Annotated in this window: 24 protein-coding genes and 1 pseudogene; 18 read left to right on the top strand and 7 right to left on the bottom strand. The window is 72.1% G+C overall.

Features of this window, described 5'->3' with window-relative positions; genetic code table 11:
- Complete coding sequence (locus PSU4_RS19015) at positions 1-798, top strand: sugar phosphate isomerase/epimerase family protein (RefSeq protein ID WP_147110156.1); 798 nt, start codon at positions 1-3, stop codon at positions 796-798.
- Here PSU4_RS19015 and PSU4_RS19010 read toward each other — a convergent pair.
- Positions 795-1,505, bottom strand: a complete 711-nt coding sequence (locus PSU4_RS19010) for an IclR family transcriptional regulator (RefSeq protein ID WP_246115213.1) — start codon at positions 1,503-1,505, stop codon at positions 795-797. The two genes, PSU4_RS19015 and PSU4_RS19010, sit on opposite strands and share 4 nt — an antisense overlap.
- Before the next feature lie 140 nt (positions 1,506-1,645).
- Here PSU4_RS19010 and PSU4_RS19005 point away from each other — a divergent pair, with 140 nt between their 5' ends.
- Together PSU4_RS19005 and PSU4_RS19000 are read left to right on the top strand one after the other, a co-directional pair.
- Positions 1,646-2,860, top strand: a complete 1,215-nt coding sequence (locus PSU4_RS19005; RefSeq protein WP_186817054.1) for a CaiB/BaiF CoA transferase family protein — start codon at positions 1,646-1,648, stop codon at positions 2,858-2,860.
- On the top strand, positions 2,860-3,429 hold the full coding sequence (locus tag PSU4_RS19000) for a carboxymuconolactone decarboxylase family protein (RefSeq protein WP_147110152.1): 570 nt from the start codon (positions 2,860-2,862) through the stop codon (positions 3,427-3,429). The genes PSU4_RS19005 and PSU4_RS19000 overlap by 1 nt, the downstream gene beginning before the upstream one ends.
- A gap of 48 nt (positions 3,430-3,477) precedes the next feature.
- Here the strand turns inward: PSU4_RS19000 and PSU4_RS18995 are convergent, their stop codons facing one another.
- A complete protein-coding gene (locus tag PSU4_RS18995; RefSeq protein WP_147110151.1) occupies positions 3,478-4,590 on the bottom strand; it encodes a winged helix DNA-binding domain-containing protein in 1,113 nt (370 codons plus the stop codon).
- A 71-nt stretch (positions 4,591-4,661) separates the two neighbouring features.
- Here PSU4_RS18995 and PSU4_RS18990 point away from each other — a divergent pair, with 71 nt between their 5' ends.
- The 4 genes from PSU4_RS18990 to PSU4_RS18975 all read left to right on the top strand — a co-directional run bounded on the left by PSU4_RS18990 (position 4,662) and on the right by PSU4_RS18975 (position 9,199).
- A complete protein-coding gene (locus tag PSU4_RS18990) occupies positions 4,662-5,465 on the top strand; it encodes an MOSC domain-containing protein (RefSeq protein WP_147110150.1) in 804 nt (267 codons plus the stop codon).
- A 141-nt stretch (positions 5,466-5,606) separates the two neighbouring features.
- A complete protein-coding gene (locus PSU4_RS18985) occupies positions 5,607-7,085 on the top strand; it encodes a SulP family inorganic anion transporter (RefSeq protein WP_147110209.1) in 1,479 nt (492 codons plus the stop codon).
- A gap of 55 nt (positions 7,086-7,140) precedes the next feature.
- On the top strand, positions 7,141-7,545 hold the full coding sequence (locus tag PSU4_RS18980) for a MerR family transcriptional regulator (protein WP_246115209.1): 405 nt from the start codon (positions 7,141-7,143) through the stop codon (positions 7,543-7,545).
- A gap of 49 nt (positions 7,546-7,594) precedes the next feature.
- Entirely contained in the window at positions 7,595-9,199 is a 1,605-nt protein-coding gene (locus PSU4_RS18975) for a peptide chain release factor 3 (protein ID WP_147110149.1), read from the top strand.
- A gap of 6 nt (positions 9,200-9,205) precedes the next feature.
- Here the strand turns inward: PSU4_RS18975 and PSU4_RS18970 are convergent, their stop codons facing one another.
- Positions 9,206-10,321 (bottom strand): NDMA-dependent alcohol dehydrogenase, encoded by a 1,116-nt coding sequence (locus tag PSU4_RS18970; RefSeq protein ID WP_147110148.1) that lies wholly within the window; start codon positions 10,319-10,321, stop codon positions 9,206-9,208.
- A 98-nt stretch (positions 10,322-10,419) separates the two neighbouring features.
- On the opposite strand from PSU4_RS18970, the gene PSU4_RS18965 reads away from it, so the two are divergent.
- Entirely contained in the window at positions 10,420-11,130 is a 711-nt protein-coding gene (locus PSU4_RS18965) for a dienelactone hydrolase family protein (protein ID WP_246115208.1), read from the top strand.
- Positions 11,131-11,135: 5 nt separating this feature from the next.
- A complete protein-coding gene (locus tag PSU4_RS18960) occupies positions 11,136-11,810 on the top strand; it encodes a DNA alkylation repair protein (protein ID WP_147110145.1) in 675 nt (224 codons plus the stop codon).
- A gap of 6 nt (positions 11,811-11,816) precedes the next feature.
- Here the strand turns inward: PSU4_RS18960 and PSU4_RS18955 are convergent, their stop codons facing one another.
- Complete coding sequence (locus PSU4_RS18955) at positions 11,817-12,248, bottom strand: OsmC family peroxiredoxin (RefSeq protein WP_147110143.1); 432 nt, start codon at positions 12,246-12,248, stop codon at positions 11,817-11,819.
- Between the two features lie 112 nt (positions 12,249-12,360).
- Here PSU4_RS18955 and PSU4_RS32830 point away from each other — a divergent pair, with 112 nt between their 5' ends.
- The gene (locus PSU4_RS32830) at positions 12,361-12,903 is read left to right on the top strand and encodes a MarR family winged helix-turn-helix transcriptional regulator (RefSeq protein WP_147110141.1); all 543 of its coding nucleotides are present in this window, start codon (positions 12,361-12,363) and stop codon (positions 12,901-12,903) included.
- A 37-nt stretch (positions 12,904-12,940) separates the two neighbouring features.
- On the opposite strand, the gene PSU4_RS18945 is transcribed toward PSU4_RS32830, so the two are convergent.
- Positions 12,941-13,957 carry an ABC transporter substrate-binding protein gene (locus PSU4_RS18945; RefSeq protein ID WP_147110139.1) on the bottom strand — a complete coding sequence of 339 codons (1,017 nt, stop codon included), beginning with the start codon at positions 13,955-13,957 and terminating at the stop codon, positions 12,941-12,943.
- Positions 13,958-14,055: 98 nt separating this feature from the next.
- On the opposite strand from PSU4_RS18945, the gene PSU4_RS18940 reads away from it, so the two are divergent.
- The 7 genes from PSU4_RS18940 to PSU4_RS18910 all read left to right on the top strand — a co-directional run bounded on the left by PSU4_RS18940 (position 14,056) and on the right by PSU4_RS18910 (position 20,157).
- Positions 14,056-14,841 (top strand): helix-turn-helix domain-containing protein, encoded by a 786-nt coding sequence (locus PSU4_RS18940; RefSeq protein ID WP_147110137.1) that lies wholly within the window; start codon positions 14,056-14,058, stop codon positions 14,839-14,841.
- Between the two features lie 147 nt (positions 14,842-14,988).
- A complete protein-coding gene (locus tag PSU4_RS18935) occupies positions 14,989-16,206 on the top strand; it encodes an ABC transporter substrate-binding protein (RefSeq protein WP_147110135.1) in 1,218 nt (405 codons plus the stop codon).
- Positions 16,203-17,093 (top strand): branched-chain amino acid ABC transporter permease, encoded by an 891-nt coding sequence (locus tag PSU4_RS18930; RefSeq protein ID WP_147110133.1) that lies wholly within the window; start codon positions 16,203-16,205, stop codon positions 17,091-17,093. Before PSU4_RS18935 ends, PSU4_RS18930 begins: the two co-directional genes overlap by 4 nt.
- Positions 17,090-18,112 carry a branched-chain amino acid ABC transporter permease gene (locus PSU4_RS18925; protein WP_147110131.1) on the top strand — a complete coding sequence of 341 codons (1,023 nt, stop codon included), beginning with the start codon at positions 17,090-17,092 and terminating at the stop codon, positions 18,110-18,112. The genes PSU4_RS18930 and PSU4_RS18925 overlap by 4 nt, the downstream gene beginning before the upstream one ends.
- Positions 18,109-18,882, top strand: a complete 774-nt coding sequence (locus tag PSU4_RS18920) for an ABC transporter ATP-binding protein (RefSeq protein ID WP_147110129.1) — start codon at positions 18,109-18,111, stop codon at positions 18,880-18,882. Before PSU4_RS18925 ends, PSU4_RS18920 begins: the two co-directional genes overlap by 4 nt.
- The gene (locus PSU4_RS18915; protein ID WP_147110127.1) at positions 18,879-19,580 is read left to right on the top strand and encodes an ABC transporter ATP-binding protein; all 702 of its coding nucleotides are present in this window, start codon (positions 18,879-18,881) and stop codon (positions 19,578-19,580) included. The genes PSU4_RS18920 and PSU4_RS18915 overlap by 4 nt, the downstream gene beginning before the upstream one ends.
- 322 nt (positions 19,581-19,902) lie before the next feature.
- Entirely contained in the window at positions 19,903-20,157 is a 255-nt protein-coding gene (locus tag PSU4_RS18910) for a hypothetical protein (RefSeq protein WP_147110125.1), read from the top strand.
- 31 nt (positions 20,158-20,188) lie between these two features.
- Here PSU4_RS18910 and PSU4_RS18905 read toward each other — a convergent pair whose 3' ends face one another.
- Both PSU4_RS18905 and PSU4_RS18900 read right to left on the bottom strand, forming a co-directional pair.
- Positions 20,189-20,527 (bottom strand): DUF5615 family PIN-like protein, encoded by a 339-nt coding sequence (locus PSU4_RS18905; protein ID WP_281290706.1) that lies wholly within the window; start codon positions 20,525-20,527, stop codon positions 20,189-20,191.
- Between the two features lie 29 nt (positions 20,528-20,556).
- Positions 20,557-20,787: a DUF433 domain-containing protein gene (locus tag PSU4_RS18900; RefSeq protein ID WP_147110123.1), complete on the bottom strand. Its 231-nt coding sequence runs from the start codon at positions 20,785-20,787 to the stop codon at positions 20,557-20,559.
- A 63-nt stretch (positions 20,788-20,850) separates the two neighbouring features.
- Between PSU4_RS18900 and PSU4_RS18895 the strand changes: the two are divergent.
- Positions 20,851-21,339, top strand: a pseudogene (locus PSU4_RS18895) (cytochrome b family protein); the annotation flags it as partial.

The following is a 21,339-nucleotide window of genomic DNA, read 5'->3' as shown; positions in this document are numbered from 1 at the left end:
GTGGGCCTTCTCGACCGCACCGACCTCGTCGCCAGCTACTTCACGCTGACCGGCGAACACATGAGCAAGCCACCGCGACACCCGTTGCGCGACAGGGCCCGCGCCGCGGCCGCGGCCGGGTTCACAGGGCTCGCGCTCGCCCCGGGGGAAGCGGCTGCAGGGATCGACGCCGTCGTCGCCGCCCTCGACGGCTTCCCCGCGCCCGAGATCGAGCCGCTCAAAGGCTGGGACTCGGGCGGGCGCGACGACGAGGAGGCCGTCTTCGCGCTGGCCGACGCGCTCGGCTGCCGGCAGGTGACGACGATCCAGCTCGTCGGTGTGGACGAGCCCCGGCTCGCGGAGCGCTTCGCGGGCATGTGCGCGCGGGCCGCCGAGCACGGACTGACCGTCGGGTTCGAGCCGCGCGCCAACTCGCCGGTCTCGACGCCCGCGCAGGCCGCAGCGCTGATCACGGCGGCGGGCGCGTCGAACGCGGGGATCGTGCTCGACGCCTACCACTTCCATCGGGCCGGTGTCTCCTCCGACGAACTCGCACCCCATGCAGGGCTCGTGGTCTCGGTGCAGCTCAACGACATGCTCGCCACGCCCCGGCCCGATCCGGCCGAGGACGCGCTGGAGTTCCGGCTCACCCCCGGCGACGGCGTGATCGACCTGCACAGCTGGCTGATCGAGCTCGACCGCCTGGGCATCGACGTGCCGGTCGCGGTGGAGATCCTGTCCCGCGAGCACAACGCGCTTCCACTCGAGAGCGCCGCGGCCAGGGCCGCAGCCGGGGGCCGCGCCGCACGCGAAGGCTAGGGCTCCCGCACCCAGGGCTCGATCCGGCGCGCCGCGTCCTCGAGGTCGGGCAGGATCTTCTCGACGACCTCGATCGGCATCCGCGTCGTCGGGCCCGACAGGGTCACGGCCGCGACGGTCCGCCCGCCCACGCGCACCGGCGCCGCGACCCCGGTGACGCCGGAGATCAGCCCGTCGGCCTGCACCGCCCAACCGTTCTCGGCGGCCTCGCGAAGCCGGCCCAGCAGCTCGACCCGCGACGAGGTCGCCCGCGCCCTGTCGATCAGCGCGGTCTGCTCGGCCGCGGGCAGCTCGGCCATGAGGACGTGCCCGGTCGCCGTGCCGACCAGGGGGATCGCGTCGCCCACCGGGACGACCCGGCGCAGCTCGTGGCGGCTGTCGACCGACGCGATACACACGCGGGTGTCATCGCGGCGCACGTGCAACGAGGCGGTCTCGCCTGTGCGGTCGCGCAGCTCCGCGAGCACGCGGTGGATCGTCGTCATCGCGTCGCCGCCCTCGCGCGCGTCGCGGACCAGCTTGAACATCCGCGAGCCGAGCAGGTAGGAGCCGTCGTCGAGACGGTCGAGCAGCTGCTCCTCGGCGAGGTCGCGCATGATCCGCGAGACGGTCGAGATGGACAGCTCGATCCCGGCGCTGACCCGGGCGGCCGTGGCGGGACCCGGGGACGCGGCCACGGCCTCGAGGATCGCGACCACCCGCTGCATGGAGCGCACCGGTCACTCCCCTTCCTGATCGCGGCGAGCCTACTGGCCCTTGACGGGGCCCTCGACCCATTCCTACCGTGGTGCCATCTGGCAAGCATAGTTCTCACACAGTGAGCGTGAGAACCCGGAGCGGGGGATTCGTGGCGGTACGCGCACTGGACGGCATCACGGTCGTCGACCTGACCCAGATCGTCAGCGGGGCGGTGACGAGCATGATGCTCGCCGACTTCGGCGCCGAGGTGATCAAGGTCGAGCCCGTCGGCGGCGAGACCTACCGCAAGGCCGGCTACGAGCTGCACGGCCCGGGCGGGTCGACGAACCTCAACATCCTGCGCTTCACCCGCGGGAAGAAGAGCGTCGAGCTGGACCTGAAGTCCGAGCGCGGCAAGGAGCTCCTCGCCGAGCTGGTCACCCAGGCCGACGTGCTCGTCGAGAACTTCCGGCCCGGCGTGCTGGCCCGTCTCGGCTTCTCGTGGGAGCGGCTGCACGAGCTCAACCCGCGCCTCGTCTACACCTCGATCAGCGGTTTCGGCCACGACGACGTGCTCCCCAGCCCTCACCGCGACCAGCCCGCCTACGCGATCATCGCCGAGGCCATGGCCGGCCTCACCCACCTCGCCGGGGAGAAGGACCGCCCGCCGGCGTGGATGGGCTTCGCGATGTCGGACATCTTCTCCGGCACCTGCGCCTTCGCCGGCACGCTCGTCGCGCTGCGCGACCGCGACCGCACCGGGGAGGGCACCCGCGTCGACATCGGGATGTTCGACGCCTGCCTGCTCATGAACGACCTGCCGATGGCCTACCAGGAGCACCTGGGCGAGTCGATGGGCCGCGGCCAGTACGCGCTGCAGTCGCCGTGGGGGCCGTTCGAGGCGAGCGACGGCTACGTGATCATCGCGGTCCTCAACCCGCGCGAATGGGCCGCGCTGTGCGGCTGCATCGACCGGCCCGACCTCGTCGACCACCCCGACCTCGCCACCGGGCACATGCGCTCCAAGGCGCACGAGACGATCGTCCGGCCTGCCATCGAGGAGTGGACGCGTGTCCGCACCCGCGGCCAGGCCGTCGCGGAGCTGCAGGCCGCGCGCGTCCCGTCGGCGCCGGTCAACACCACCGAGGACCTGCTCGACGACGAGCAGATCGCCGCCCGCCTGATGCGCCAGGACACCACGAACCGAGACCTCGGCACCATCCGCACGATCGGCAACCCGATCAAGGTGGCCAGCTCGCTGGTCGGGCAGGAACCGACGGCGCTGCCCGCCCTCGGCGAGCACACCGACGAGGTGCTGCGCGCCCGCCTCGGCCTCGACGACACCGAGATCGCCGCGCTGCGCGAGTCGAAGGTCGTCGGCTGATGCCGTTCCCGCACGCCGCCGACCCCCGTGTCACACCCGTCGACGACCCCGACCCCGACGTCGCCGAGATGCTCGCCAAGACGATGGGCGACGACCGCGGCGTCCCGCTGGCGATCTTCCGGACGATGGCCCGGCACCCGCGGCTGATGAAGCGGTTCAACGTCCTCGGCGGCTTCTTCCTCACCCGCGGTGAGCTGCCCGCCCGCGAGCGCGAGCTCGTCGTGCTCCGCACGGCGTGGCGGTGCGGCTGCGTCTACGAGTGGGCGCAGCACGTCCTGATCGGCGGTCGCTCCGGCCTGACGGACGACGAGATCGCCCGCGTCGCCGGCGACTCCGAGGAGTGGTCGCCGCGCGATCGCGCCCTGCTCCGCGCCGCCGACGAGGTCCTCGACTCCGTCGACGTCTCCGACGCCACCTGGGCCGAGCTCGGCGACGACTGGACCGACGTGCAGCGCGTCGAGCTGGTCGTGCTCGTCGGCTTCTACCGGATGGCCGCCGGGTTCCTCAATGCCACCGGCGTCGTCAAGGACGCCGACCTGCCCGACTGGCCCGCAGGTCAGACCTCGTGAGTGGCGATAGTCGCTATAGCGACTATCGCCACTCACAGGGGGTCGCCGTCACCGCGGGGACGCGACGATCCGCACCCGGTCGTGCTCGCCGTCGGAGAGGAACGCGGCGACGAGCCGGCCCTCCTCCGCGACGGTGGCGCGGTCGGCGCGGGTGAAGCGCCGCAACGGGGTCACGACGACGACACCGTCGGCGACGATCCACGTCGCCGCCACCCGACCGTCGACCAGTACCGCCCGCTCCCCCGCGACGGAGAGCCCGCGGTAGGCGTCGTCGACGATCCGGCTGCGGTCGTCGTAGCCGAGGATCGCGTTGTCGAAGGCGGGCAGGAACCGCACCGGGGCGGGGGTGTCGGGGTCGGGGCGCGGGGCGTCGGGGAGATCGAGCAGCTCGCGGCCGCGCTCGTCGCGGAACGAGACCAGCTCCGGGCGCACCGCAGCGACGGCGGCGGGCAGCCCGGCCAGGCCGCACCAGGCGCGCAGGTCAGCGCTCGCCGCGGGCCCGTAGGCGGCCAGGTAGCGGCGCACCAGCTGCTCGCCGACGGGGTCGGTCCCGTCGGGGGCGGGCGGGTCGACGTCGCACCCCAGCCACGCGGCCAGGGTCGTGTTCCGCGCCCCGGCGTTGACGCGCCACACCCCGCGCGGCGGCAGCTGCGCCATCGGCACGAGCGTCGCGACGACAGCCTCGCCCAGGACCCGTGGTGCCGGTCCCGGCCAGCGCTCGTTCAGCGCACGCCCGACCTCGGTCTGCGAGCGGGGCTGTCCGTCGGCCATCAGTTCGCGGCCGGCGGCGGCGAGCTCGTCGAGGTCGATCCCGGCGAGGTCCTGGCGGTACACGCCGAGCATCCGCTGACGCAGCATCGCGTCGTGGCGCGACCGCCAGGCCAGCGCGTCGTCGGCGGTGACGAGGTGGATCGTGCGGCGCATGAGGGTCGTCCGCACCACCTGCCTGTCGACGAGCAGACCCGACAGCACGGCCGGGTCGAACCCGCGCAGCCGCGACCACAGCCCGACGAACGGTTCCTGCGGCTCCTGAGCCTGCACCCCGCCGAGGTGGGCGACGGCGTCGCGGACGGGCAGGTCGGCGCGGTCGAGCAGGAGTTGCCGGGCGAGCGTGGCGCGGCCCAGCGCGCGGGACGACAGGCGGTTCTGCACGAGGTCCATGTTGGCGGACGTTGCGGTCAGGTCCTGACCGCAAGGCGTCGACATGTCGAAGGCTTGCCTACGCTGCGCCCATGCAGGTGACGACGATGTGGCGGTACCCGGTGAAGTCGATGCTGGGCGAGCGGATCAGCGAGGGCCGGGTCGACGCAGCGGGTCTGCGCAGCGACCGCGGGATCGCGATCATCGACGACGAGTCCGGGCTCGTCGCCACGGCCAAGCACCCGCGGCTGTGGCGTGGCCTGCTGAAGTACTCGGCGACCGTCGACGACGGGCACGTCGTGATCACCTCCCCGGCGGGCTGGACGCTCGACGCGGCGTCCCCGGAGGTCGACGAGCGGTTGTCCGCCGAGCTCGGCCGGGTCGTGCGCGTCGCCACCGACCGGCCCGACGGCGCCACCGTCGAACGTCCCGACCCGGAGGACGTTCTCGCCGAAGGGGTCGAGGCCGTCGTCCCCGCGGCGACGTTGGAGATCGGGATGGGCACCCCGGGCACGAATTTCGTCGACTACGCGCCGTTGCACCTGATCACCAGCGCCACCCTCGACGAGGTCGGTGTCGAGCACATCCGCTACCGCCCCAACCTGGTCCTGGAGACGCCGCCGGGCACGCCGCCGTTCGTCGAGAACGACTGGGTGGGCCGGGAGCTGCACGTCGGCGAGTGGACGGTCCTGCGCATCTCGGTGCCGACGCCGCGCTGTTCCGTGCCGACCCTCGAACACGGCGACCTGCCCCGCTCACCTCAGGCGGTACGGACGGTGCTGACCCGCAACCGTGTCGACGTGCCCGGGTTCGGGGTGCTGCCGTGCGCGGGCTGCTACGCCGAGGTCGTGCAGGGCGGGACGATCCGGGTCGGCGACGAGGTCACCCTGCGCTGACGGGTGGGGGCCGGACGGGTGTGAGGCTGCCGACAGCGCGCTCCGAGGATGCGGGCACAACCCTCACCCGACGGTAGGGTTTTCGGCGCAGCGGACCCCCATCGGTGCGTGCGTCCGCCTCCCACCTCCCTCGCGAAAGTAATGATGGCTTCCTCGGTGCTGCCCAGAACCAGGTTCTCCCCGAAGGTGTTGCGCACCGAGATCCTCGCCGGGCTCGTGGTCGCGCTGGCGCTGATCCCCGAGGCCATCTCGTTCTCGATCATCGCCGGTGTCGACCCCCGCGTCGGGTTGTTCGCGTCGTTCACGATGGCGGTGACGATCTCGATCGTCGGCGGCCGCAAGGCGATGATTTCCGCGGCCACGGGGGCGGTCGCGCTGGTCGTGGCCCCGCTGGTCCGCGAACACGGCGTCGAGTACCTGGTCGCCGCGGTCCTGCTGGGCGGCGCACTGCAGGTCGTGCTCGGCCTGGTCGGCGTGGCCCGGCTGATGCGGTTCCTGCCGCGGATGGTGATGGTCGGCTTCGTCAACGCGCTCGCCATCCTGATCTTCACCGCGCAGCTGCCGTACCTGGTCGGCGTGCCGTGGCAGGTCTACGCGCTGCTCGCCGCCGGTCTCGCCATCATGGTCGGCCTGCCGCGGCTGACCAGGGCGGTGCCCGCGCCGCTGGTCGCGATCGTCGTCCTCACCGCGTTCACGATCGCCGCGGGCGTCGCGGTGCCGACGGTCGGCGACCAGGGCGCGCTGCCCGACAGCCTTCCGGTGCTCGGCCTGCCTGCGGTCCCCCTGACGTTCGGGACGCTCGCGATCATCGGGCCGTCCGCCGTCGCGATGGCGCTGGTCGGGCTGATCGAGTCACTGATGACGGCCAAGCTCGTCGACGACATCACCGAGACGCACTCGGACAAGACCCGCGAGTCGTGGGGCCAGGGTGTGGCCAACATCGTCACCGGCCTGTTCGGCGGCATGGGCGGCTGCGCGATGATCGGCCAGACGATGATCAACGTGAAGTCCGGCGCGCGTACCCGGCTCTCGACGTTCCTCGCCGGCACGTTCCTCCTGGTGCTCGTGGTGGTGCTCGGCCCGGTCGTCGCGCAGATCCCGATGGCGGCGCTCGTCGGGGTCATGGTCATGGTCGCGGTCGGGACGTTCGACTGGCACTCCGTGCGGCCCGCGACGCTGAAGCGGATGCCTCGCAGCGAGACCACGGTGATGGTCGCGACCGTCGCCGTCACCGTGGCCACCCACAACCTCGCCTACGGCGTGGGCGTCGGGGTGCTCGTCGCGATGGTGCTGTTCGCGCGACGGGTGGCGCACCTCGTCGACGTCACCGGGGTGCTCGACGCCGAGGGCACCACCAAGACCTACCGGGTGACCGGCCAGCTGTTCTTCGCCTCCTCGAACGACCTGGTCTTCCGGTTCGACTACGCGAACGACCCGCCGCACGTCGTCGTCGACCTGTCCGCCGCCCACGTGTGGGACGCCTCCACCGTCGCCTCGCTCGACGCCATCACCACCCGCTACGAGGCGCACGGCACGACCGTGGAGATCGTCGGCATGAACAAGAACAGCGCCGCCCGCCACGCCAGCCTCGCCGGGCACCTCTCCGGCGCCCACGGATGACGGTCCGACCCTCCCCCGCGGGTAGGGTCGAGGGGTCGTCGTGAGGGAGGGCCGGGTGCTGCAGATCGGCGAGGTCGCGGGCCGCGTCGGCCTGTCCCTGCGCACGATCCGGCACTGGGACGAGGTCGGCCTCGTGGTGCCGTCGGCGCGCAGCGTGGGCGGCTTCCGCCTCTACACCGACGCCGACGTGGAGCGACTGCAGCTGGTCAAGTCGCTCAAGCCCCTGAACCTGACGCTGGACCAGATCCGTGACCTGGTCCAGCTCATGGACACCGCCCGCGCCGGCGTGCACGGCCCCGACGACGACCGGGCGGCCGAGGTCCGCAGCCGCCTCGCGCTGTACCGTGCGGCGGCCGAGGCCAGGATCGAGGCGCTGGGCGCGCAGCTGCACGGGCTGCAGTCACTGGCCCGGGACCTGAAGGCACTGTCGGCCCCCGAGCCCGCAGGCAGGACGAGGTGACCGTCGCACACCGCGCGACGGGCCGTGAGACGCGTGAGCAGGACGCCAGATGAGCGACACCCCCACCACACCCGACCGCATCGTCGACGAGGCGCGCCGCCGCCGGTCGTTCGCGGTGATCAGCCACCCCGACGCGGGCAAGTCGACGCTCACCGAGGCGCTGGCGCTGCACGCGCAGGTGATCGACTCGGCGGGTGCGGTGCACGGCAAGTCCGGCCGCAAGGGCGTCACGTCCGACTGGATGGAGATGGAGCGCCAGCGCGGCATCTCGGTGTCGAGCGCGGTGCTGCAGTTCGAGTACTCCGGCGCCGTCATCAACCTGCTCGACACCCCGGGCCACGGCGACTTCTCCGAGGACACCTACCGCGTGCTGGCCGCGGTCGACGCCGCGGTGATGCTGCTCGACGCCGCGAAGGGCCTCGAACCGCAGACGCTCAAGCTGTTCGACGTGTGCCGCTCCCGCCACATCCCGGTGATCACGTTCGTCAACAAGTGGGACCGGCCGGGCCGTGAGGCGTTGGAGCTGCTCGACGAGGTGGAGCAGACGATCGGCCTGCGCCCCATGCCCGTCACCTGGCCGCTGGGTGTGGCGGGCGAGCTGCGCGGGCTGATCGAGGTGTCGACGGGCGAGTTCACCCGCTTCACCCGCGCCGCCGGTGGAGCCACCCGCGCGTCGGCGGAGAAGGTCGAGGCCGACGTCATCGCCGCCGAGGAACCCGACTTCTGGTCCACGGCGCAGGACGAGATCGCCCTGCTGGCCGAGATCGGCGCGACGTTCGACGAGAAGGACTTCCTGTCGGGCAAGGCGACCCCGGTGCTGTTCGGGGCGGCGCTGTCCAACATCGGGGTCGCCCGGCTGCTCGACGCGCTCGTCGAGCTGGCCCCGGCGCCGTCGGAACGCGAGGACGCCGAGGGCCGCCCCCGCGCGCTCGACGCGCCGCTGTCCGGGCTCGTCTTCAAGGTGCAGGCGGGCATGGACAAGGCCCACCGCGACCGGATGGCGTTCCTGCGCATCAACTCCGGGCGGTTCGAGCGCGGCATGGTGCTCACCCACGGCGCCACGGGCAAGCCGTTCGCCACCAAGTACGCGCAGTCGGTGTTCGGCAACCAGCGCACCACCGTCGAGGAGGCGTTCCCGGGCGACATCGTCGGCCTCGTCAACGCCAACGCGCTGCGCCCCGGCGACACGCTCTACTCCGACGACGCCGTGACCTTCCCGGCGATCCCCAGCTTCGCGCCGGAGCACTTCGCCGTCGCCCGCACCGCCGACGCCGGCAAGACCAAGCAGTTCCGCCGCGGTATCGAGCAGCTCGACGGCGAGGGCGTCATCCAGGTGCTGCGCTCGGACCTGCGCGGCGACCAGGCGCCGGTGCTGGCCGCGGTCGGACCGCTGCAGTTCGACGTCGTCGCCGCCCGGATGGCGTCGGAGTTCTCCGCGCCCATCCGGCTCGACGTCCTGCCCTACCAGATCGCCCGGGTCACCGACGAGGCCGGCGAGGCCGCGCTGTCGAGCCAGTCCGAGTGCGAGGTGCTGCTGCGCAGCGACGGGGTGCGGCTGGCGGTGTTCAGCAACAAGTGGCGCATGGAAGTGATCCTGCGCAAGTTCCCCGACGTCCCGTTCGAGCCGCTGCTCGCCGGGACCGTCACCGACTGACAGCGCTCAGTAGACGACGACGCCGCGGATGTTGCGGCCGGCGTGCATGTCGTCGAAGCCCTGGGCGACCTCGTCGAGGGTGTAGCGGCGGGTCACGAGCTCGTCGAGCTTGAGGATGCCGCGGCGGTAGAGCTCCAGCTGGGCCGGGATGTCGGCGGTCGGGGCGCTGGCCCCGAACAGGCTGCCCTGCAGGCGCTTTTGGAACAGCACGAGCTCGGCGAGCGGGATGTCGCCGTCGCCGGTGCGCACGTCGCCCACCCCGACGGCGACACACGTGCCGGCCTTGCGCACGGCCCGCAGTCCTTGGCCCACATGCTTTCCCGTGATGACGCCCGGGCACACGACGCAGGAGTCGGCGCCCTGCCCGTTGGTCATGGACCGGGCCAGCTCCGCGGCCTCCTTGATGTCGGCGACGGCGTGGGTCGCGCCGAACGTCAGGGCCGTCATCCGCTTGAACTCCACCGGATCCACCGCGATGACGACGGCCGCACCCGCGTGCGCCGCGCCCTGCACCGCGTTCATCCCGATGCCGCCGACGCCCATCACGATCACGACGTCACCCGGCCGCACCTGCGCCGAGTTCACCGCCGCACCCCATCCGGTACCGACGCCGCAGCCGGTCAGGCACGCCACCTCCAGCGGGACGTCCGACGGCACCTTCACCGCCGACGACGTCGACACCGTCGTGTACTCGCAGAACGTCGAGATGCCGGCCATCTGCGCGACGGGCTCGCCGTCGAGGGAGAGCCGGAACGACGTCGGGTCCTCCCAGCGCGCGCCGGTGGCCAGGGAGGCTCCGAGGTCGCAGAGGTTCTGCATGCCGTGGGCGCACCAGCGGCAGCGCCCGCACACCGGCAGGAACGTGAACACGACGTGGTCGCCCTCGGCGAAGCCCGTGGTCCCCGGCCCGACGGCGTCGACGATCCCCGCGCCCTCGTGGCCGCCCGCGAACGGCAGCCGCCCGACCTTCAGGTCGCCCGTGGCGTGGTGGTCGTCGGAGTGGCACAGCCCGCTCGCCACCATCCTGACCCGCAGCTCACCGGGACGCGGGTCGTCGAGCTCCAGCTCGACGACCTCGAACCGCCCCGGCACCTCGCGCAGCACCGCGCCCCTGGTCGTCATCGGCACCCCCGGAGGCAATCACGCGACCACGTTGTCCCGCAACGTCGAACGCCCCGGACAGGCGACGCGGCACGTCCCGGGTGGTATTCCTGAGCACCGTGGCCGACTACGTGAAGGTGACCGCCCCAGACGGGGGACAGTTCGACGCCTACCGCGCCCTGCCCGACTCCGGCAGCGGACCCGGGCTGCTCGTCTTCCAGGAGATCTTCGGGATCAACGACAACATCCGCGGCATCTGCGACCGCCTCGCCGGGGAGGGCTACGTCGCGCTCGCGCCCGACATGTTCTGGCGGCTCGAACCCCGCTTCGAGCGCAAGGACGAGTCCGACATGGAGACGTGCATGGCGATGGTCGGCCGCCTCGACTTCGGCGCGGCCGCCGGTGACATCACCGCGACCCTCGCCCACCTGCGGGCCATGCCCGAGTGCACCGGGAAGGTCGGCGCGATCGGATTCTGCCTCGGCGGCGCCCTCACCTTCCTGTGCGCCACCAGCGCCCGCGTCGACGGCCGCGGGATCGACGCCGCCGTCCCCTACTACGGCTCCGCCATCAACTCGATGCTCGGCAAGGCCGACGACCTGACCTGCCCGACGCTGTTCCACTACGGCAACCGCGACCCGTTCATCCCCGCCGAGGCGATCGCCGAGGTCGAGCAGGCCATGGCGGGCAAGGACGACGTCACCATCCAGCTCCACGACGCCGGGCACGCCTTCTCGAACTGGGACGCCCCCTCGTTCTACGACGAGCGCGCCGCCGCGGAGGCCTGGCCCCAGACGCTCGCGTTCCTCGCGACGCACCTGAAGGACTGACCGGCGTGTCCGCTCCTGCCGCGGCGGTCCCCGAACTCCTCACCGAACTCGACGAGCTCGGGGACCCCCGGATCCGCGAGGTCAACGAGAGGCACGGCGACGACCACGCCGTGAACCTCACGAAGCTGCGTGCCGTCGCCAAGCGGCTGAAGACCCAGCAGGACCTCGCCGTCGAGCTCTGGGCCACCGACGAGAGCGCCGCCCGGCTCCTCGCCCTGCTCATCTGCCGACCCAAGGCGTTCGAGCTCGAGCAGCTCGACACGATGCTGCGGGAGTCGCGCACGCCGAAGGTGCACGACTGGCTGGTCAACTACGTCGTGAAGAAGAACCCGAACGCCGAGGCGCTGCGGGTGCGGTGGACCGACGACCCCGACCCCGTCGTCGCGAGCGCGGGCTGGGCGCTGACCGTCGAGCGCGTGGCGAAGAAGCCCGACGGCCTCGACCTCGCAGGCCTGCTCGGCACCATCGAGGCGCACCTGAAGGACGCCCCCGACCGGCTGCAGTGGGCGATGAACCACTGCCTCGCCCAGATCGGGATCGAGCACCCCGCGCACCGCGCCCGCGCGCTCGACATCGGGGAGCGTCTGGGCGTCCTGAAGGACTACCCGACGCCCCCGAACTGCACGTCCCCCTACGCGCCCGCCTGGATCACGGAGATGGTGCGTCGCCGGGAGGCGTGAGGTGTGTCAGTTCCCGAGCTCGGCCTTCAGAGTGACGTTCTCGACCCCGGCCAGCGCCCGGGTGACCAGGCACGCCGCCTTCGCGTCCTCGGCGAACTTCGTGAACTCGTCGCTCGAGAGGCCGGGCACGACGCCGACGGTGTCGAGTGCGATCTTGGTGATCGTCGGCTTCTCGTCGACGATCTGCAGGGTCACGTGGGCCGTGGTCGACACGCTCGTCGGGTTCTTGCCCTGGGCGGCGAGCATCGCGGAGAGCTGCATCGAGTAGCAGCCCGCGTGCGCGGCGGCGATGAGCTCCTCCGGGTTGGTGCCGGCGCCCTCCTCGAAGCGGGACTTGAACGAGAAATCCCCGGCGTAGGCGTTGTTCCCGACGACCATCTGGCCCGTGCCGTTGTTCAGGTCGCCGTTCCAGACAGCGGTCGACGTACGTGCGGGCATGGCTGCTCCTCTGATCGATGTGCGGACCTTCTCGGCCGCCAACCTACTCCCATCTGCGTTGTGCACAACAGAGTTGCACACGACAGAGTTGCCCGTCACGTAAACTGGCCCCATGACCGAGTCAGGGCTCCTGCTGGACGACCAGCTGTGCTTCGCGCTCTACTCCGCGTCCCGCGCCATCACCGGCTGCTACCGCGCCGCGCTGAGCGCCACCGGCCTCACCTACAGCCAGTACATCGTGATGCTCGTCCTGTGGGAGCACGACCGGACCGCAGCCGGCGACCAGGCCCCCGGCCTGAGCCTCAGGGACCTGGGTGAACGACTGTCGCTGGACAACGGCACCCTGTCCCCGCTCGTCAAGCGGCTCGCCCAGCTCGGGCTCGTCACCCGGCAGCGGTCACTCGCCGACGAACGCGTGCTGCTCGTGGCCTGCACCCCCGCCGGCCGCGACCTCTACCAGGACGCGGTCGCCGCCCAGGCCTCCGTCGTCGAGGCCACCGGGATGACGGCCGACTCCGCCGACGAGCTCCGCGCCGCACTCGACGCGCTGACCGCGCGCCTGCGCGACCACACCCCGCCCGGTCCCGCCGTCGCCGATCCCGCCGTCGCCGATCCCGCCGTCGCCGAGCACACCGCCGCCGACCGCACCGGGTGAGCGGGCAGTCGGCGGCGGGTCGACCGGGTCCACACGGTCAGGCGGCGGGCTTCGTCTCGGGGTTGCCTGCCAGTGCGGCGTCGAGCTGCGGGACGAGGTGGTCGAGCACGTAGGGCAGCGACAGCGGGCTGGAGAAGTAGATCGCCCCGGCGAGGGTGGCGTCGGTGAAGACCAGGTTGCCGTTCTGCACGGGAGTGAGCGTGCGGTAGACCGGCTGCGCCTCCAGCTCGGCGCGGGCCGCCGCGTCCTCGGTCCCCCAGACCAGTACCTTGCCGGCATTGAGCACGCCGAGGTTCTCGAGCGGGATGTGGGCCTGGCTCACGTCACCCGTCCGCCCGAAGCGGTCGATGTCGGCGGGCACGGTGAACCCCAGGTCGGTGAGGAACGCCGTCGACAACCCGGCCTGGTAGGCGATGGCGTGGCCGTCGTAGAAGGGCGCCTGCAGGAAGATCGCCGGGGTCCCGGCGAAAGCGGGATGCGCGGCGGCAGTGTCGGCGAACCGCTTCTTCAGGCCGTCGACCAGCGCGTTCGCCTCATCCGCCTTGCCGACGGCCGCCCCGATGAGGCGGGCCTGCGCGTCCCACGGCCCGAACCAGGCGATGCTGCCCTTCGGCTGCGCGACGGTCGGGGCGATGGCGGAGAGCCGGTCGTACTGCGCGCGGTCCAGGCCCGCGTTCGTCGCGAGGATCAGGTCGGGCCGTTGCGCGGCGATCTTCTCGTAGTCCGGGCCGTCACTCGCAGTGAGCACGGTCGGGGTCGCCGAACCCAGCTTCTCCTTCGCCCACGGCCACGTCGCGTACGGATGGTCGCCGTACCAGTCGGTCACGGCGACGGGTGTGACGCCGAGCGCGAGCAGGGTGTCGTGCTCGGTGTACCCGGCGCTGACCACCCGCTGCGGTGCCGCGGGCACGGTCGTCGTGCCGAACTCGTGCTCGACGGACACCGGGAAGGCTGCCTGCGGAACCACCTCCGGCTCGGGCGTCGTCGGGGCGGTGGACGAACAGCCCGCGGCCAGCACGAGCACGGCGGCGAGCAGGAGGGAACGGGGGCGCACGCGGTCTCCACGAGGTCGTCGATCTGCGTCGGTGAGGCTAACCTCAGTAAAGTCCCGTCGACACCAGCTCAGCGTTCAACCCACCCCACGGAGCCACCATGACACTCGCGGTCGAGTCGCCGCCCTACACCGGCCACGAGGGTGACGCGGAGCGCGACATGTGGATCTGCCGCTTCCCGCCCGACGAGCCCGCCGGCTGGGGGCTGCACCGCCACCACCAGCACCAGATCGCGTGGGTCGGCGACGGTCTGACGACGGCGGTCGTCGGCTCACGGACCTGGGTACTGCCGCCGACCCGGGCGCTGTTCCTCCCGGCACACGTGCCACACGACCTCGTCAACCGGCCGCCGTCGACCCTGCACTGCCTGTACGTGTGGCCACACGCGTGCCCGCTCGACTGGACCGAGCCGACCGTGATCGCGGTGGGCTCCCTGCTGCGGGAGCTGCTCCTCGCGTTGGCCGGGCCGGAGCTGCGGACCGTCGAGGACTCGGCCCGCACCCTTCTGTTCGGACTCGTCGGGCCCGTCGCGGACCCCGGGGTCGCGGTGGCGCTGCCCGCCGACCCGCGGGCGCGGGTCGTCGCCACGCGGCTGACCGCGGCACCCGCGGACCAGCGGTCGTTGGACGACTGGGCGGTCGAGGTCGGCACGAGCGTGAGCACGCTGCGACGCGCATTCGCCGTGGGCACCGGGATGACGTTCACCGACTGGCGCACCCAGGTACGACTGCGCGCGTCGCTCCCCCTGCTGGCCGACGGCCTTCCCGTGGCAGGAGTGGCGCGGCGGGTCGGCTACGCGTCGCTCAACGGGTACGTCGACGCCTTCCGCCGGCATTTCGGGCACACCCCGGCGGCGCACTTCCGAAAGGTCGCCGGTCAGCCCTGACGACATCGTCCGAATCGTGCCACGAATCGCCGTCCGGGGCCTCTCCGAGAGTTGACGCCCTTTCGTGTGGTTCGACAGGATCAGCGTCCTCCGACACCCCGTAGTAGTACGTCGGCCCACCACATCGTTCGACGAGGAGCGATTCCGATGGCGGAGTTCACCCTGTCCCGGCGCACCCTGCTCACGCTCTTCGGCGCCGCAGCGGCCACGCCCGTACTCGCCGCCTGCGGCAGCAGCGTCGGCGGCGGGTCGACCGGATCCACCGGAGACGACGCGACCGGACCGGTCAAGGTCGGCCTCGTGATCCCCCAGTCCGGGGTCTACGCCGCACTCGGCACCGACATGCAGCGCGGCTGGGACCTGTGGCTGTCCCAGCACGACAAGAAGATCGGTGGCCGCGACGTCACCACGATCGTCGCCGACGAGGGCGAGAACCCCCAGTCCGGAGTGCCCGCGGTGCAGCGGGTGCTGCAGGCCGACCAGGTCGACGTCGTCGTCGGGCTCGTCAACTCCGCAACCGCCCTCGGCGCCGCACCGGTGGTGAGCGAGGCCAAGAAGCTGCTCGTCGTCACCAACGCCGGCGCCGCCGACATCACCGGCAAGGCGCGCACCCCCTACGTCTGGCGGACGTCGTTCCAGAACGCACAGGTCGCCGCAGCCGCCGGCCCCTACCTGGCGCAGCAGAACGTGCAGGGCGGGGTCTTCCTCATCGCCCCCGACTACGCCGCCGGGACCGAGGTACGCGCCGGGTTCAAGGCCGCCTACGAAGCCGCCGGCGGGAAGATCGCGGGCGAGGCCGCGCCGCCGTTCGGCACCACCCAGGACTACCAGCCGTTCCTGTCCCAGATCCGCCAGTCCGGCGCCGGGGCGGTGTTCTGCTTCTTCGCGGGCGCCGAGGCGGTCCGCTTCGTGCAGCAGTACGCCCAGTTCGGGCTCAAGGACACCGTGCCGCTCTACGGGTCCGGTTTCCTCACCGAGGGCGGCGTGCTCACCGCGCAGGGCGCCGCGGCCGTCGGCGTCAAGACGTCGCTGTTCTACACCGACCGGCTCGACAACCCCGCCAACCGCGCGTTCGTCGACGCCTACCGCGGCGCCTACCAGGCCGTCCCCACCTGCTACTCGGTATCGACGTGGGACGCCGCCGCAGTGCTCGACCGCGCGCTCGGCAAGGCCACCGGCCTCGACGGCGACTCCCTGAGCGCCGCCCTCGACGGGGTCGGCGCGATCGACGACAGCCCCCGCGGCTCCTGGACCTTCGACGGCCAGAACCCGCGGCAGACCATGTACCTGCGCACCGTCGAGGGCACCCCCGGAGCGCTCTACAACGCCGTCACCGCCGACCTAGGGCAGAAGGCGCAGGTATGACGGGCTGGGTCGCCGCCAACCTGATCAGCGTCCTCAACGGCCTCGCCATCGGCGCATTGCTGTTCGTCCTCGCGGTCGGGCTCTCGCTCGTCTTCGGGATGATGGACGTGCTCAACCTCGCCCACGGCGCGCTGTTCGTCGTCGGGGCGTACGTGGCGGCGGCCCTCACCGGCGGCAGCGCCTCGTGGGGCGCGTTCCTCGGCGCGCTCGGGCTGGCCGCGGTGATCGGGCTGCTCGCCGGCGGACTGCTGTCGGTCATGACCGAGCCGCTGCGCCGCCGCTCCCACCTCGACCAGGCACTGCTCACCCTCGGCGTCGCGCTGATCGTCGCCGAACTGCTGCAGATCCTGTTCGGCGACGACCCCCTGGCCGTGCCCGCCCCGCCGGGACTCGACGGCTCGACGTCGATCTTCGGCGCCGCCTACCCGACCTACCGGCTGGTGCTGATCGGCGTCGGAGCGGTCCTCGCCGTCGGCGTGTGGCTGCTCGTCGAACGGACGACGCTGGGCGCGCTCGTCCGCGCCACCGTGGCCGACCGCGACATGGTCGCGGCGATCGGCGTCGACAACCGGCGCGTCAAGATCACCGTGTTCGCGCTCGGCTCCCTGCTGGCGACCGTCGCGGGGGTACTCGGCGGGCCCGTGTACGGGGCGAGCGTCGGGCTCGACTCGACGGTGCTGATCCTCGCACTGGTGGTCGTCGTCATCGGGGGGCTGGGGTCGGTGCGCGGCGCGCTCGTCGGGGCCCTGGTGATCGGGCAGATCGAGTCGCTGGGCCGGGCCCTGCTACCCGACCTGGCGTCGTTCGTGCTGTTCGGAGCCCTGGCCCTGGTTCTCGTCGTGCGTCCGCGCGGGCTCTTCGGCGGCCGGTCGGGGGCGACCGCATGACCGACGTGTCACGGCCGGCCGGGGTCACCGACAACGTCGTCGGCGGCACCGCCCCCGTCGCGGAACCCGGACGTCGCCGCTCGCCCCTGACCATCGCCGTCGTGACGGTCGTCGTCCTCGTACTCGCCGCCGCCCCCCTGTTCCTCGCACCCTTCGCGACGACGACCCTCACCCGGCTGCTCCTGTTCGGCCTGCTCGCCGTCAGCCTCGACCTGCTCGTCGGTGTGACCGGACTGCCGTCGCTCGGGCACGCCGCCTACTTCGGCGCAGGCGCCTACGCCGCCGGCTGGGTGTCGGTCCACGTCACCGCGGCGATCCCCGTCCCGCTGCTGGCGGGGGCGGCCATGGGCGCCGTCGCGGCCGCCGCCACGGGCTGGGTCGCGGTGCGCTCCGCCGGCGTCTACTTCCTCATGCTGACCCTGGCCATCGGTGAGATCCTCGCCCAGCTCGCCCAGAGCTGGGACTCCGTCACCGGCGGCGCCAACGGCCTCTCCGGAATCCCCGCCGCACGCCTCGGCGGCGAACCGCTCCTCAACGCCGGCTACCTCTACTGGTACGTCCTCGTCGTCGGCCTGGTCGCGTTCGCACTGGTGTGGCTGCTGGCCCGCTCCCCGTTCGGCGCGGCGCTGCGCGGCATCCGTGACAACGAACCGCGGATGCGGGCCATCGGCTACCCGACCGTCGTCTACAAGTACGCGGCGTTCGTCGCCGCCGGCACGGTCGCCGGCGCCGCCGGATCGCTGCTCGCCGCCCAACAGCGCCTCGTCACCCCGTCCGACCTCGGGTTCACGACGGCCGCGCTCGTCCTGCTGGCCGTCGTCATCGGCGGCGCGGGCACCCTGTGGGGACCCGTCGTCGGCGCCGCCGTCGTCATCCTCGTCCGCGACGCACTCGGCCCTGGCCTCGGCGGCCACGGCGAACTGCTGCTCGGCATCGTGTTCGTGCTCGTCGTGTACCTGCTGCCCCGCGGCGCAGCGGGACTCGCAGGGCTGCGCCCGTTCCGGAGGAGACGACCATGACGCCGGCACTGTCCTGCCACGGCCTGCGCCGCTCGTTCGGCGCGCTGCGAGCCGTCGACGACGTCGACCTGACCGTCGAACCCGGCAGCCGGCACGCCCTGATCGGTCCCAACGGCGCCGGCAAGTCGACGGTGTTCCGGCTGCTCTCGGGGCGGATGCGTCCCGACGCCGGGACCGTGCGGCTCGCCGACCGCGACGTCACACGACTCTCGGAGGTCGCCCGCTGCCGGCTCGGGATGAGCCAGACCCTGCAGCACGCCAGCCTCTTCGCCTCGCTCACCGCGGCCGAGACCGTCGCACTCGCGGTCCGCCGGCACGGCCCCGCCGGTGGGGGCGCGCGCATCGCGCCGTGGCCGCGCCGCCAACCCGATGTCGACGCCCGTATCGCCGAACTCCTCGCCGACGTCGGACTCGCCGACGTCGCCGCCCGGCCCGTCCCCGCCCTCTCCCACGGCGAACGCAAACAGCTCGAGGTGGCGCTCGCCCTGGCCTGCGCCCCCACCGTCCTGATGCTCGACGAACCCGCCGCCGGCATGTCCCCCGCCGAGAGCGCCCGGCTGCTCGCCCTGCTCGACGACCTGCCCCGCGACGTGACCGTCCTGTTCGTCGAGCACGACCTCGACCTCGTCTTCGACCTCGCCGACCGCGTCACCGTCCTGCACCTGGGCCGGGTCCTGCACTCCGGAACCCCCGACGAGGTCCGCGCCAGCGACGCCGTCCGCGAGGCCTACCTCGGCACCGCCCGCCGCGAGGAGCTGTTCACCTCATGACCGCCCTCGCCGTCGAAGCCCTCACCGCCGGCTACGACCGCAGCACCGTCCTGTCCGGGATCGACCTGTCCGTCCCCACCGGCGGCGCGCTGGGGCTGTTGGGGCGCAACGGCGTCGGCAAGTCCACGCTCGTGATGACGCTCATGGGCCTCGTGTCACCCACGTCCGGACGGGTCCTGCTCGACGGCCGCGACGTCGCCGGCCTGCGCCCCGACCTCATCGCCCGCGCCGGCGTCGCGATCGTCCCCCAGGGCAGACGGATCTGGGCCAGCCTCAGCGTCGCCGAGACCCTCGCCCTCGCCACCCGCGGCCACGGCCGCCGCTGGACCGTCGACACCGTCCTCGACCTCCTGCCCCGGCTCCGGGAACGCCTCGGCCAACAAGCCGGGCAGCTCTCCGGCGGCGAACAGCAGATGCTCGCCATCGCCCGCGCACTGCTCACCGACCCCGCGCTGCTCCTCCTCGACGAACCCTCCGACGGCCTCGCCCCCGCGATCGTCGACCAGATCTCGCAGCTGCTGACGACCCTGCGCGGCGAAGGCGTGACCCTGCTGCTCGTGGAACAGGACCTCCACCTCGCCTTCGCCGTCTGCGACCGGATCGCGGTCATGGAGAAGGGCCGGATCGTCCACGAGGTCACCACCGCGGAGTTCCGCGCCGACCGCGCCACCGCGCACCGGCTCCTCGGCGTCGCCTGACCCCGCGGGTGGGCGATCGGTCACGACGTGGGACGAGCGGGACACAAACCGGCGGTGGTCTCGCCCGTCGGGGTGCACCTCACCCCCTCCCGCGTGCACGCCGGCCCGACCGCGGTTGGGATGGGTCTTGTGGGGACGAGCCTTCGGACGGTCGGCGGCTCGCTCGCGGCGGTCCTGCTGGCGGCGGTGCTCGCGTCCGGCTGCAGCAGGGATCCGGCGCCGGCGACGGCGCCACCCACCACTTCGCATTTTCCGACCACGGCACCGCCCGCGTCGACGATCGTCCCGACAAACTCCTCCGACCTCCGCGCCCCGGACGCCGGTGCGGACGACCACGGAGCCGCGCGAGCCGTTGGACAACTCGCAGCAGAGCTTCTCCTGCGACCTGGCCTCCGACGGCGTCCCCGTCTGCGAGGGCAAGGTCCCGGCGTCCGTCGGCAAATACCGCACCCCGAAGCAGGAGATCGAGCGTCAACGCAACGCCGCGTCCGAGGCTGCACTACAGGCTTGCATGAGCCAGACCGGCATGACCCGCGCCGAGTGCATCGCCGACGCCAAGGCCGGCAACGCGAGCTGACCGGGCGTCGGCGGAGACACCGCAGCCGGAATCAGCTCGGGCCGGGGCCGCCGTGCAGGACCAGTGCCGTCGGACGCAGCTCGACGAAGTCGACCTCGTCGAACGCAGCGACGATCTCCGCGAGGTGTCGACCGACGAGGTCGAGCAGCGCACTGTTCGTGATGTTGCCCGTCGCGACAACCAGCAGCCGACGCGGTGTCCCTCCCAGTAGATGCCCGTCGCGGAAGTCCCTGTCCTTCGTGACGACGACGCGGCCGTCCCGGTCGGCGATCTCGGCGATCGTGCCGTCCGTCGCCCGGTTTCCGTCGGCCAGTTCCCGCATGTGGACCACGTCATGCCCTGCGTCTGCCAGGACACAGCGAGCCGCCACGGCAGCTGCGCGTCGACGAGAAATCTCACCTAGGCGCCGAGCGGAACCACGCGTTGCCGACCCACGCTGACGGCCGCGAACTCCAGAGCCGCGAGCACATCGTCGCGTTCGAGGTCGGGATAGTCCTCGAGCAGGTCGTCGACCGACATCCCTGCGGACAGCAGCTCCAGCAGACTCTCGACGGTGTACCGCAGCCCGCGCACGGTCGGTTGCCCATGGCAGATCTCGGGACTCGAGGTGATGCGGTCCAGCCTGCTCATGAGACAAGCGTATCGCTGTGACCGGCCAACCAACGGCACTCTGACGGCGTTCGCGGCCAAGGGGGCGGCGCGTTCTTCGCCGTCACCGTCGGTGTCATCGCCCTGATGGCGGGGCTGTTCCAGATCAACCCGATCTGGAACTTCGGACCCTACGACCCCGCCCAAATCTCCGCGGGCTCCCAGCCGGACTGGTATGTCCTGTTGACCGAGGGGGTGTTGCGGATCTTCCCGCCGTGGGACATGCACCTCGGCAACTACGACATACCACCGGCGTTCTGGGCCAGCCCGGCGTTCCTGCCCGTCCTCTACGTCCTCGCCGCTCTGTATCCGGCGATCGAGCGACGGTTCACCCAGGACCGTTCACTGCACAACCTTCTGCAGCGCCCCCGCGACGTGCCGGTCCGGACCTCGCTCGGGGTCATGGGCCTGGCGTTCTAAGGATGGCTCGTGCTCTCGGGCGTCAACGACTGGATCGCCTACTTCTTCCACGTCTCGCTCAACGCGACGACCTGGGCCGGACGCATCGGCACCCTGCTCATCCCGCCGATCGCG

The organism is Pseudonocardia sulfidoxydans NBRC 16205 (assembly GCF_007989085.1).
Classification (GTDB): domain Bacteria; phylum Actinomycetota; class Actinomycetes; order Mycobacteriales; family Pseudonocardiaceae; genus Pseudonocardia; species Pseudonocardia sulfidoxydans.
Note: the sequence above shows the minus strand (reverse complement) of the source record. Positions and strands in the feature narration are given on the sequence as shown.

Bases quoted from the DNA above. Each gene is read 5' to 3' on its own strand.
- PSU4_RS19010 (WP_246115213.1), bottom strand. From the start codon at position 1,505: ATGCAGCGGGTGGTCGCGATCCTCGAGGCCGTGGCCGCGTCCCCGGGT.
- PSU4_RS19000 (WP_147110152.1), top strand. From the start codon at position 2,860: ATGCCGTTCCCGCACGCCGCCGACCCCCGTGTCACACCCGTCGACGAC.
- PSU4_RS18995 (WP_147110151.1), bottom strand. From the start codon at position 4,590: ATGGACCTCGTGCAGAACCGCCTGTCGTCCCGCGCGCTGGGCCGCGCC.
- PSU4_RS18990 (WP_147110150.1), top strand. From the start codon at position 4,662: ATGCAGGTGACGACGATGTGGCGGTACCCGGTGAAGTCGATGCTGGGC.
- PSU4_RS18985 (WP_147110209.1), top strand. From the start codon at position 5,607: ATGATGGCTTCCTCGGTGCTGCCCAGAACCAGGTTCTCCCCGAAGGTG.
- PSU4_RS18975 (WP_147110149.1), top strand. From the start codon at position 7,595: ATGAGCGACACCCCCACCACACCCGACCGCATCGTCGACGAGGCGCGC.
- PSU4_RS18970 (WP_147110148.1), bottom strand. From the start codon at position 10,321: ATGACGACCAGGGGCGCGGTGCTGCGCGAGGTGCCGGGGCGGTTCGAG.
- PSU4_RS18955 (WP_147110143.1), bottom strand. From the start codon at position 12,248: ATGCCCGCACGTACGTCGACCGCTGTCTGGAACGGCGACCTGAACAAC.
- PSU4_RS32830 (WP_147110141.1), top strand. From the start codon at position 12,361: ATGACCGAGTCAGGGCTCCTGCTGGACGACCAGCTGTGCTTCGCGCTC.
- PSU4_RS18940 (WP_147110137.1), top strand. From the start codon at position 14,056: ATGACACTCGCGGTCGAGTCGCCGCCCTACACCGGCCACGAGGGTGAC.
- PSU4_RS18935 (WP_147110135.1), top strand. From the start codon at position 14,989: ATGGCGGAGTTCACCCTGTCCCGGCGCACCCTGCTCACGCTCTTCGGC.
- PSU4_RS18930 (WP_147110133.1), top strand. From the start codon at position 16,203: ATGACGGGCTGGGTCGCCGCCAACCTGATCAGCGTCCTCAACGGCCTC.
- PSU4_RS18925 (WP_147110131.1), top strand. From the start codon at position 17,090: ATGACCGACGTGTCACGGCCGGCCGGGGTCACCGACAACGTCGTCGGC.
- PSU4_RS18920 (WP_147110129.1), top strand. From the start codon at position 18,109: ATGACGCCGGCACTGTCCTGCCACGGCCTGCGCCGCTCGTTCGGCGCG.
- PSU4_RS18915 (WP_147110127.1), top strand. From the start codon at position 18,879: ATGACCGCCCTCGCCGTCGAAGCCCTCACCGCCGGCTACGACCGCAGC.
- PSU4_RS18900 (WP_147110123.1), bottom strand. From the start codon at position 20,787: ATGAGCAGGCTGGACCGCATCACCTCGAGTCCCGAGATCTGCCATGGG.